General features: G+C 37.9%; 9 protein-coding genes. 8 read left to right on the top strand and 1 reads right to left on the bottom strand.

The genetic code is table 11. The features are described from left to right. Genes LV704_RS06435 through LV704_RS06420 form a run of 4 tightly spaced genes read left to right on the top strand, consistent with a single transcriptional unit; the run spans position 1 to position 5,435 of the window. Positions 1-1,491: a DUF1501 domain-containing protein gene (locus LV704_RS06435; RefSeq protein ID WP_163421174.1), complete on the top strand. Its 1,491-nt coding sequence runs from the start codon at positions 1-3 to the stop codon at positions 1,489-1,491. Beyond that, the gene (locus LV704_RS06430) at positions 1,488-2,525 is read left to right on the top strand and encodes a 6-bladed beta-propeller (RefSeq protein WP_233782159.1); all 1,038 of its coding nucleotides are present in this window, start codon (positions 1,488-1,490) and stop codon (positions 2,523-2,525) included. The genes LV704_RS06435 and LV704_RS06430 overlap by 4 nt, the downstream gene beginning before the upstream one ends. After that, positions 2,522-3,376 carry a chitobiase/beta-hexosaminidase C-terminal domain-containing protein gene (locus LV704_RS06425; RefSeq protein ID WP_163421175.1) on the top strand — a complete coding sequence of 285 codons (855 nt, stop codon included), beginning with the start codon at positions 2,522-2,524 and terminating at the stop codon, positions 3,374-3,376. The genes LV704_RS06430 and LV704_RS06425 overlap by 4 nt, the downstream gene beginning before the upstream one ends. A gap of 13 nt (positions 3,377-3,389) precedes the next feature. Then, complete coding sequence (locus LV704_RS06420) at positions 3,390-5,435, top strand: DUF2231 domain-containing protein (RefSeq protein WP_163421176.1); 2,046 nt, start codon at positions 3,390-3,392, stop codon at positions 5,433-5,435. 94 nt (positions 5,436-5,529) lie between these two features. Here the strand turns inward: LV704_RS06420 and LV704_RS06415 are convergent, their stop codons facing one another. Beyond that, complete coding sequence (locus tag LV704_RS06415) at positions 5,530-5,859, bottom strand: YegP family protein (protein WP_163421177.1); 330 nt, start codon at positions 5,857-5,859, stop codon at positions 5,530-5,532. Positions 5,860-6,205: 346 nt separating this feature from the next. Between LV704_RS06415 and LV704_RS06410 the strand changes: the two genes are divergently transcribed. The 4 genes from LV704_RS06410 (at position 6,206) to LV704_RS06395 (ending at position 12,034) form a co-directional block, all read left to right on the top strand. Further along, positions 6,206-6,826, top strand: coding sequence for a collagen-like protein (locus LV704_RS06410; protein ID WP_163421178.1), 621 nt, complete (start codon positions 6,206-6,208; stop codon positions 6,824-6,826). A 25-nt stretch (positions 6,827-6,851) separates the two neighbouring features. Continuing rightward, the gene (locus tag LV704_RS06405) at positions 6,852-8,438 is read left to right on the top strand and encodes a hypothetical protein (protein WP_163421179.1); all 1,587 of its coding nucleotides are present in this window, start codon (positions 6,852-6,854) and stop codon (positions 8,436-8,438) included. A gap of 31 nt (positions 8,439-8,469) precedes the next feature. Continuing rightward, the gene (locus tag LV704_RS06400; RefSeq protein ID WP_163421180.1) at positions 8,470-8,883 is read left to right on the top strand and encodes a lipocalin family protein; all 414 of its coding nucleotides are present in this window, start codon (positions 8,470-8,472) and stop codon (positions 8,881-8,883) included. A gap of 229 nt (positions 8,884-9,112) precedes the next feature. After that, entirely contained in the window at positions 9,113-12,034 is a 2,922-nt protein-coding gene (locus LV704_RS06395) for a response regulator (protein WP_163421181.1), read from the top strand. Positions 12,035-12,137: the final 103 nt, after the last annotated feature.

Raw genomic sequence — 12,137 nt, 5'->3', positions numbered from 1 at the left:
ATGAGCGAAAAGAAAATAATAGCAGACAACGCCATCAATATGAACCGGAGGTCTTTCTTGGGAAAGTCTGCGTTGGGAGTTGGTGGAATGGCATTGGGCTCTCTTCTTGGCTGTAATTTTTATCAAAAAGAAGGCAGTTTAATTACTAAAGCGGATAATCCAATGGGGATAAAGGGTATTCTTAACTCCCCTCATCATCCAGCAAAAATAAAACGGGTCATTTATCTATTTCAAAGTGGAGGGCCTTCACAATTAGAACTTTTTGATTACAAACCATTGCTTAACCAGAGGCGAGGTGAAGATTTGCCCGAATCCATTCGTAATGGACAACGTTTGACCGGAATGACTTCGGGACAAGACAAGTTTCCTTTGGTGGGTTCAAATTTTGGTTTTCAGCAACATGGTAAAAACGGAACATGGATCAGTGACCTATTACCTTATACCGCAAAAATGGTAGATGAGCTATGCATTGTAAAATCAATGTATACTGAAGCAATTAACCATGATCCCGCCGTTACTTTTTTCCAGACCGGTTCCCAACAGCCTGGGAGACCCAGTATAGGCTCTTGGTTAAGTTATGGATTAGGGAGCGAAAATGAAAACCTGCCTTCATTTACAGTATTATTGTCCAGGGGTACGGGAAGACCAAACGGTCAGCCATTGTACACCAGATTGTGGGGTAATGGTTTTCTTCACTCATTGCATCAAGGAGTCCAGTTCAGGGCTGCAAAAGACCCCGTTCTTTATTTAAATGACCCAAAAGGAATATCCAAGGAAACCAAACGTTCCATACTGGATAATCTAGCAGCACTTAATGAAAAACAGTATAAGGAATTTGGGGATGATGAGATTCAAAGTAGGATAGCTCAATATGAAATGGCCTATAGAATGCAAACTTCTGTTCCAGAGGTAATGAACACAGAAAACGAACCGGATTACATTTATAAAATGTACGGGGCAGATGCCAAAATACCCGGCACTTACGCCGCCAATTGTTTGCTGGCAAGAAGGTTGGCAGAACAAGATGTTCGTTTTATTCAATTATACCATATGGGATGGGATCAGCATGATAATTTGCCTTCTGCTATTGAAAAGCAGGCAAAAGATGTAGATCAAGCTTCAGCGGCTCTAGTGGCTGACCTTAAACAAAGAGGTATGTTAGAAGATACCTTGGTGGTATGGGGAGGCGAATTTGGGAGAACAAATTACTCTCAAGGCCTTTTGACCGATACTAATTATGGAAGAGACCATCATCCAAGATGTTTTACCATGTGGATGGCAGGGGGAGGCATTAAACCCGGTTTTGTATATGGTGAAACCGATGAGTTCGGCTATAACATAGTTGACAACCCCGTGCATGTTCATGATTTTCAGGCGACACTACTTCATTTGTTGGGTATTGATCATGAAAGACTCACTTATAAATATCAGGGAAGAAGATTTAGACTTACTGATGTAGAGGGGCACCTGGTAAAGGATATATTGGCATGATGAACAGAAGGGGATTCATTGAAAAAGGAGGACTGGCCTCTTTGGGCTTGGCATCCCTAGGTAGTTTATCATTTTCTGAGCGTATGCAAAAAGATATTATTATTGGCCATGGAAGCCACCAATACAAAGTGGATATAAACTGGGGGAAGCTCAATAGCAAAAACTTCCCGGTAAAGGACTGTCATGAGATGGTCCAAGATGCCAAGGGTAGAATTATCCTGTTGACCAACCACACCAAAAACAATGTTCTTATCTACGATAAATCTGGAAAGTTGTTGAATGCTTGGGGCAAAGAATATCCCGGGGCCCATGGATTAACCATTCATGATGAAAATGGAACCGAATTTTTGTACATCTCGGATAATGATAGGCATGAGGTAATTAAAACGACTTTGGATGGAAAAGTGATTCAAGTTCTTCCATTCCCAAAAGAAAGTGGCAAGTACCAGAAAAAAGAGGAGTACATACCAACTGAAACTACAATTGCGGAAAATGGAGATATATATGTTGCAGATGGTTATGGGGCTCAATTTATAACGCACTATGATTCCAAGGGAAACATAAAAAACATATTTGGGGGTAGAGGTGATGAAGATCATCTATTCAATAATGCACATGGTATTTGTATTGATGACCGTAATCCAAAAAATCCAAGCTTGTTGATAACAGCTCGCCAGCAAAATAAGTTAAAGCGTTTTTCATTGGATGGTACTTACCTTGATTCCATTGATTTGCCAGGGGCTTACATATGTAGGCCGGTGATACATAACAACCATATTTACCTAGCTACAATATGGTCTGGAGATGGCTCTGAAGGCACGGGTTTTATTTCAATATTGGATGAAAACAACAAATTGATTTCTGCTCCGGGAGGAAGTATTCCGCATTATGAAAATGACAACCTGAATCCCATGCATCAAACCTTAAAGATTTTTACGCACCCTCATGATGTGTGTATAGATGAAGATGAGAATATTTATGTTGCCCAATGGAATTCTTCTGCCACATATCCCATAAAATTATATCGGGTATGAGGGTTTTAGGTCTTAAGTTAAATACAGCAATTGGTACTTTTGGGAAGATTGCGAAAGCAACAGCTTTGATTTTCTTTTTCAGTTTGACCACTCTCTCATGCCAATCAAGGAAACCAGTTTTTTTAGATGAATCAGCTATTCAGCTGTCACCTCCAATAGTTCATGTGGATTCATCACTTTTTAGAAATTCGGCATTGGTAAAGGTAGATTTGGCTTTTGATAATGCAATACTTAGGTATACAACAGACGGGAGTAGTGTTACAGAAAATTCCCATCGTTATGGAGGACCTTTAAAAATTACAACTACGACCCGCTTAAAGGTAAAGGCTTTTCATAAGAATTTTAAGCCTAGCAAAGAGCTGGAGCTGGTTGTACGTAAAATGAACAAGGATATTTCCAGCGCCGTAATAAATATTAACCCCGGACCCAATGAAAATTATAAAGGAAACGTAGGAAATACCTTGATAGACGGCCTTAAGGGAACAGTGAATTTTAGAAATGGTACAAGGTGGTTGGGTTTTCAAGAAAATGAAATTGTTGTCGACCTTAATTTTCAAGAACCCGCTTTAGTGGAAAAGATAGTTGTGAGCGTATTACAGGATCAAGGATCATGGATTTTTTATCCTGCATCGATAGATGTTAAATCGGCAAGGGGTTCTGTTGGCGCTATTAAATTGAGCAGTAGTGAGGAAGCTAAAAGCAAAACAATGGATTTTGTTGAGATTCCCGTTCAAAAAGAAAAATACAGCACATTGACCATAACTATTTCTTCTTTAAAAGAAATCCCCGATTGGCATCCAGGTAAAGGAACGTTGCCTTGGGTATTCGTGGATGAAATTATTGTTGAATAAATAAAAGCTAATAATGCAGTTAGGAAATTTACATCCCTTATTTGTCCATTTGCCCATTGGGATTTTAGTTTTGGCATTCTTAATGGAGCTCTATTACTATAAAAAACCGGCTCCAAAAGACAATGGAACTATTCTATTTGCGCTGGCAATAGGAGCTTTCAGTGCCATCTTTTCAGTTGCATCAGGTTGGTTTTTAGGAGAAAACGGAGGATATGATGAAGAACTACTATTTAGACACCGGTGGATTGCAGTAGCTTTCTCCGTGGGCGCTTTGATGCTATTTTTTCTTAAAAAATCAGCTAATGGATTGGCTCAAAAATCATATTTCCCGGTTTTTGTTTTAGTATTGATTCTTCTTACCCTGACAGGACATTATGGAGGAAGTCTTACCCATGGTGAAGACTTTTTGTTTGAAGAAGCTTATGAAGAACCCATAATTGAAGATATAGAAGAAGCGGTGGTATTCTCAGATGTCATTCAACCTATCCTTCAACAAAAATGTGTTAGTTGCCACAATAGTGGTAAGGCCAAAGGAGGATTATTGCTCACTTCGCAAAAGGAGTTATTGGCAGGAGGAGATTCCGGGTCACTTTTAGATTCACTGGAGCAGGAGAAGACATCGTTGCTAATGCATCGCCTTTATCTACCTATTGAGGATAAAGAACATATGCCGCCAAAGGGAAAAGTACAGCTTACTCAAGAAGAAGTACTTTTAATGAATTGGTGGATGAAGAATGAGAATTGTTTTGATTGCGTGGTAAAGAATTTACCTGCTGATGAAAAATTGGCCGCGATATTAGCCTCATTAGAAAAGGATACCTCCGTAAAAGCGTTGATTGCCGAAAAAGTGGATATTGTACCTTTAGAGTTCATCGGCACCTTATCCCAAAATAATATCTCTGCACAGTTGGCTTCAGAAGAAGTTCCGCTGTTATCCATTAATTTTTTGAAAAGGAAAGATCTTGGTGAACAAGACTTTGACTTGCTTAAACCATATAGGGATAATATTGTTGAAATGAATTTAGGGCATACCAATTTAACCGATGAATTGGCCAAGCAACTAAAACAGTTTAAACACCTTACCAAGCTTCAGTTGCAGAATACGGAAATAACCAATGCAATTGTGCCCATGCTCGGTGATTTTGAATTTCTGGAATCATTGAACCTCTATGGTTCGGAATTGGATGATTCAGCTCTTAGCGCATTTGCAACATTATCCAATTTAAAAAACCTTTATGTATGGCAAACCAAAATGACCGAAGATGGACTTGCTGAATTTCAAAGACAAAATGATGCGATTTTAGTGCAAAGTCAGATAGCGGACAGTGTTTTTGCATCAAGTACGTTAACCCCTCCTACTATCATCGCGGATCAAGAAATTTTTAAGGACTCTGTAAAAATATCGATTGAACAATATTTTGAAGGAGCCAAGGTGTTTTACATAACAGAAAATTCGAAAAACGATACTATTCCGAAGGAATATTCTGCGCCATTTTATCTTACAGAAACTTCTACATTAAAAACATACGCCACTTCAGACAATTGGGAGCCCAGTTTAGTTAGTACGGCACATTTCTTGAAAAATCAGGTGGAAATCAGTAACATAACATTAGCAAGCACCCCGCATCCAAAATATAAAGCTAAAGGTGGTAAAACACTTATGGATCTCAAACGAGGAACAACTAATTTTGTTGACGGTAATTGGGTGGGGTATGAAAGTCAGCATATGACAGCAACCATAGAATTTAAAGAACAGACCACAGTGTCAAATATCTCGGTAGGGAGTCTTTCCATACCGACTAGTTGGATTTTCTTTCCTGTAGGCTATACCGTTTGGGGCTCAACAGATGGGAATAATTTTAGAAAAATAAAGACCATAAAACTGCCAAAGCCAGAACCTAGCATTGATATTGAACGTATGGCTTACAATATTGCCTTTGATCCGATTTCACTAAAAAAGGTAAGGCTTTTTGTTGAAAGCCCGTTGAAGAATCCTGATTGGCACATTGAACCTGGAGGCAATAGTTTTATTTTCTTGGATGAATTAGTCTTTAATTAGCTTGATTGTATGTAAATTTAATAAAGAGAAAACGGCCCGATAGGGCCGTTTGTTTTTTACATCATATTCTGCTATATGAGATGTTTTAAAACAATTATGAATTGTCCTCAATTGAAGCATCCGGAGCATTGCTTTTTACAGAAGCAACACCATTCTCCATGGCAGATGTACTGGAGTACATTTCACTTGCTCCAATAACTTGTCCGTTGGAAGCTTTTAAGTTAAAGTAAGGGCTACCGTCTTTTGCAGTTTTTTTGTCAAACCTATTGTCATCTTGAGAATTGGTTCTTACGGACTCAATACCGTTTTCGCAGGCAGGCTTGGTAGTATATGCCTCGCTACTTAAAATAACTTGGCCGTTGTTGGCTTTTAAATTAAATCTGAACTGTCCAGATTTATCTTTCTTTATTTCAAATTTACCCATGGGATTATGTTTTATTTCCACTAAAACTAAGTTTTTTATTAAAAATATGCTAATCATGCATAGTAAATAATGAGAAACAGCTATAAATAAAAATAGTGCTCTATTTTTTAGGAACTCTTCCATGGTCTAAGGATACCAAACATTTTTTGCGATTGTGCTGACCTCCAAGGCTTGCAAAATTGCCTCATGTTACATATACGAAAGCTTATGTTACATATCAAATAAGGACCCAAAATACCTCAAACTACTTTTATCCTGTTCTGTGATTGTTCTATTTCTGAGTAGAACAATAAATAGTACGAAACTCCCCCATTAATCTATAATTTATAATATTAAAACACTGATTATGAAAAAATTAAATGGAATTTCAAAACTGTTAGTGCTCGCTTTATTGATTGGGTTGGGAGGATGCTCCGCAGAGGATGGCGCTGTTGGGCCACAAGGGTCTCAAGGTGTTCCAGGGGAAGATGGTTCTCAGGGAATTCAAGGAGAACAAGGAGAACAAGGCCCAATTGGTGCAGATGGGGAAGATGGCAATGCCAATGTCATTTATTCAGATTGGTTCTTTCCAGAATGGAATGAGTTTGATACCCCTAGAGCTAAACGAATGGCTGTTACGGACCCGGAATTTGGAGAAAACTACGATGATGGTGTAATTCTCTTTTATTGGATTACCAATAACGGATCTACTTTTCTTGTTCCTTGGAACTCATATAGTACAAGTACTGGAGCTTTAAATATTTCACGATCAATGAATGTTAGAGGGATATCGGGCGATGTATGGATAACCATTAGAAGGTATGATCGAGATTTTGAAACTAGGGATACGTTTGGACAGTTTGAGGGCATTATCTATAATCGACTCCGCTATGTCATAATCCCGGGCAATATAAATGTAAGTGGAAAATCAGCATTGGACTACAACGATTATGAAGCTGTAAAAGCATTTTACAACCTTCCAGATTAATAACCAAAACCAAAAAATAAATCAAATGAAAAATCTCATTATACTATTTGGATCAATTGTGCTTGGATTCCAAGGCATAGGTCAAACTAAAAAGATGACCTCGTTTAAACCTGAACAGCATGGATTCAAATTCAACAATACCTTTAAAAACATTTTTGTGGACGCTTTGGACTGGAGGACAGGAGGGTTATGCGGGGGTATGGTATACTCCGCTTTGGATTATTACAACACAAGAGGCCGATTAATTCCTAAAACTAGCTACAGACCTACCGAAGGAAGTCCGCTGCAACGCTATTTATATAATCGTCAGGTGACATCGCTCACTTCAAACCTGGACAAATGGGGCGAGATTGGTTTCAATCCAGATGGTGCTCGTAACAGTGAGTTTTTCAATTGGGGCATTGAGAATAAAAGAGGCAGTAGAATTAACGAGTTACGCTCTTATATAGATCGCGGTATTCCTGTCCCATTGGGAATGCAAAGTGTAGGGGAAGAGGAATCGGATCCTGGCAATCATCAAATTTTGGCCATTGGCTACGATTTTGGCTCAGCGCAAGATATTGCCAACGGTAATTATAAACGTAAAATGAAAATTTACGTTTATGATCCTAATTATAAAGGGGCGATTAAAACCATGGTTCCCAATTTTGAAAACGAAACGTTTTATTATTTGGAGAATCCGAAGAAAAGATGGCGAACCTATTTTGTTGATAGAAACTATAGAGCTAAATCGCCAGCAAGAATCTCACTTACGGATTATCCAAACGACAGGAAAATACATGAGCTTGTATTTGAATTTGGTGTGGGAGGAGACGATTTACGAGGAGGAAATGACAATCTAAACCTTACCATCAATTATCATGGTGCTACTTCTCAAAGGGTATACAATGTCAACAAAGGAAATAAGTGGATAGACAATTATTCGCAGTACATCACAATTCCCCTTAAAACACCAGTTGCTTTAAATAAGATAAAATCAGTTCAATTGAATACGGTATCTGGGAATGACAATTTCAATTTAAATGGGTTGAAAATTAATGCTAGGGGGTATAATGTAAACAGGCGTATTTATGAAAAATTAGGGGGGCCATTAAAACGCTTTACGGGGAAAGACAAAGTTTTTAGAGCACTTATCAATCCCAATCCGCCCACAATTGCTCGTACTCAATCAAACCCAAGAACAGGCGGTACCGGAGGCAAACGAACTCCCATTAACAGAAAGAAAATAGATAAGCTAAGGTTGTGGATGCGAACTGGTGATGATGACCTAAGAGGAGGTAATGATAATCTCAATATTGTAGTTCATTATAGAAACGGAAGAAAGCAAACGATCAACAACGTAAATAAAGGAACCCGTTGGAAGGATAGAAGTTTAAACTCGGTTGATATAACCCTTAACAACAACATCTACAATATATCCGAGATTTCGCAAGTAGTGCTCCAAACTACATTTAGAGGTGGTTCCGGCGGAGACAATTGGAATCTCAATGCAATTCGAATTGAAGCGCGGACGGGTTCAACTGCAGTCGGAGACTTTTATAAAAGAGGTGATGACGACAAGCTGTTACATCGATTTACGGACAGGAAAAGAACCTTTACAGCAAGAAGGTAACCAGAAAAATATAACCATTAAGAAATATATTATGAAAACAATAAAAACAATTAGTATTCTAGGTCTTTTATTTTTGTCGTTCGCGTGCAGCGATAATAATGATGATGACAACTTATCCGAAACGCAGAAAACAGAAAATTTACTGACTTCTGGTAAATGGTATCTAGAGTCCAAAACACCGAACGATTTTTCAGCATGTGAAAAAAATGGCTCTCTTCAATTTAATGATGATGGTTCAATTGTACAGGAAAATTTTGAAGAAAATTCGGGGACTTGTGAGTTAGAAGAAACTGCCACAGCTACTTATACCTTAAGTGGTTCGTCTTTGGAAATTACGTTTGGTTCTGAGATTGTTTCAGCAACTATCAATAGTATTACTGCAAGTGAGTTATCACTAACAGACTCAAGTGGAGATATAATTATACTTGATAAAACACGGGGTTGATACATTGGCACTATTAAATTTGTCGCCATAATTTTAAGAACGATATATTCGAACATGTTCTAACTCTAGCATTGATTTATTCAGTTCATTTGGGGTAGGACGACTATAAAAACGGAATAGATTTTATGGGTCTTCTATTTGCCTGATAGAAAATCAATTTTTGTATCTTTTTAGAGTAACCTCACTAAGCAGTATGAAAACCAACCTTTGCCTGTTAATTACAGTATTAATGTATTCCTTGAGTTGGAGTCAGGAAACTCCGCAAATAGACTCATTAAAAAGACTGTTAAAACAAAAGGTCGGGACGGCAGAAACCGTTAAGATTTCAAATGAACTCTTTGAGTCGTATTTATACACTTCTTTGGATTCTGCCGACTTTTATCGCAAGCGTATTGGAGAGGTTTCAACAAAAAATTCGTATCAAGAGGGGAGTTATTTTTATAATTCCCAAAGTGGAAGATTCTACTTTGCAAAGTCAAATTTAGACAGTGCGCTATTTCACATCAAAGCTGCTGCTGCCATAGCTGAAAAACTGGGGAATAAGGCCTACATGGCTGATAATTATAAAAAAATATCCATTATTTATGATGTTTGGCGAAATGATTCTCTTTCCTTAAAATTTATCAATAAAGCGTTGGTAAGTGCCAAGGAAACTGACGACTGGCGGCTGCTGAGCTCCATTTATGTAGCACTTGGCAATAGGAGTTTTCAATTCACGCAATACCCCGAAGCACTAACCTATTACTTAAAACTGGACTCTATCTACGCCGCCCAAAATAGTTTGGATAAATCTTTGGCCGCTGCATACTCAAACATTGGTCTCATATATTCTGAACTCAAAGATTCACAGGCAGTCAAGTACCTAGAAAAGAGTATTGATGTCTATCAAAAACTAGGACACCAAGAAGGAGTGCATTATGGTGAAGCGGCTTTGGGCATTCATTATGAACTTCAAGGTAATTGCAAAACTTCTATACAACATTTACTAAAGGCTAAAGACTTTTATGAGGAATATGAAGATGCGAATATGCTTGCAGAAATATACATGAGATTGGGCAGTTGTTATTTAAAGGAAGATATTGGAAAAGCGGAAGAATATCTTTTAAAAAGTAATGTACTTTCAGAAGACGCACAACGGATTACATTTTTGGCTACCAATTACACAGCACTGGGGGATCTTTATAGTGCTAGAAAAGAATATCGGAAAGCAATATCGTATTATAACAAAACGCTTGAAATTAAAAGCGGTTTAGAGAATAACAAATCAGAAGGGCTTAATGTTTTGGCAGCGTATAAAGGTTTGATAGCTACTTATACGAAAATGAAGGATTTTGAGGCAGCTGTTGTGGCCTATGAGAAAAGAGCTGTTTTAGAGGATAGCATCAGAAGATTTCAAAACCATTTGGTGGTTGAGGAACTAGAGAAGAAATATCAAACAGAAAAGAAAGAGCAGGAAATAAAATTGCTTACCTCGCAAGCAGAGCTGGAAAAACAAAAATCCAAAAATGAGAAAAGCCTTTTTATTGCAGGGATTTTAATTTTGGGCCTTGCAGTTATAGCACTCTACATCCTTTTCAGGAACAAGCAAAAAACCAATGATAAGCTAAGACAGTTAGAAGCTGCCAAATCTAGGTTTTTTGCCAATATCTCACATGAATTCCGCACTCCGCTTACCCTTATCTCTGGGCCAGTAGCACATCAATTGTCAAAAGAGCGATTATCATCAGATGATAAAACGGACTTGGGTTTAATTCAACGAAATGCAAATAGGTTATTGAGTTTGGTAGATCAACTTTTGGATTTGTCCAAGATTGAGGCCGGACGTAGAAAACTAAAATTATCAAAAGGAAATCTGGATTTATTTCTCAAACACCTCGTTGAGCCTTTCAGTTATCAATCCGCTCGCAAAAACTTAACCTTCAATACTGACATTAACCTTCCTGATGAAGCTTGGTTTGACCGAGATTTAGTAGAAAAAATCGTGGGGAACCTCCTGTCAAACGCACTTAAATACAGCGATAAAAATGGTAACATTGATTTTAAAGCAGAGATTGTTAATGATGAGGTGCGGATTAGCGTTATCAACGAAAATGAAAACTTGACCGAAAAAGAACTACCTAAGTTGTTTGACCGTTTCTATCAGAATAATTCGGTTAATCAAGGATTCGGTATAGGATTATCCTTGGTAAAAGAGTTGTCCCATTTGTCCCATGGAGAAGTTAAGGCAGATAAACCTACTCGGGGAACTTTAAGGTTCAGTGTTACTTTGCCCATATCCAAAAATGCATTTACTAAGGAAGAATTAGCCTCTGCAAGTGATCTTTTAGAAAATTCTAGAACCGAGTTCAATACAGAAATCATCCCTCAACCGGAAGAAGTCCAATCTCATGATGAATCCCTTCCGTTGTTACTAATAGTTGATGACAATGAAGAAATCAGACTTTTTATACAATCATTATTGAAAAACGACTATCGTGTACTGCAGGCGGAAAATGGAAAAGAAGGGGTGGATGTGGCATTTGAGACAATACCAGACTTGATAGTTTCTGATATTATGATGCCTGTAGAAGATGGAATTTATTTAAGTAACAGTCTAAAGGCAGATGAGCGAACGTCCCATATTCCAATTGTACTGCTAACAGCAAAATCTGCTGAAGAAGATGAACTGGCGGGACTTAAAACTGGAGCTGATGCTTATATGATAAAACCCTTTAAGGAAGAAAAATTAAGAGTGGTTATTGAAAAGTTGATTGCCTCCAGAACAGCCATTCAGGAAAAATTCAGTCAACAAGTGTTTCTTAAACCCCACGAAATTGAACTGACGTCCATAGATGCTCTATTGCTTAAAAGAATTCAAATTATACTTGATGACCAATTGACAGATCCAGATTTTAGTGCGAAAGTGTTTTCTGATCAGATAGGGTTAAGTCGAATGCATTTGCATAGGAAGTTGAAAGCTCTAACAGGATTTTCCACTACAGAATTTATAAGAGCCCAACGGCTAAAGCTTGCAGCTCAACTTCTAAAAGATGGAGGTGTGAATATCTCAGAGATTGGATACACCGTTGGGTTTAATCAACCAGCGTATTTCTCCACTTGTTTTAAGCAGTACTTTGGTTGTTCCCCTTCAGAGTATGTCGCGGTCAAGTGACATTTTTTTAAAAGGTATTGTTTTGCTGAAAAACCTTCGGTTTTTGTTGAAGGGTTTATGCGGGTGTACTCAATAAGAACCTTATTTTTTTATTCAAGGTAAT

The sequence above is a fragment of the Flagellimonas sp. CMM7 genome, assembly GCF_021390195.1.
GTDB lineage: Bacteria > Bacteroidota > Bacteroidia > Flavobacteriales > Flavobacteriaceae > Flagellimonas.
The sequence above is the reverse complement of the archived record's forward strand: the minus strand, read 5'-3'. Positions and strand labels throughout refer to the sequence as shown.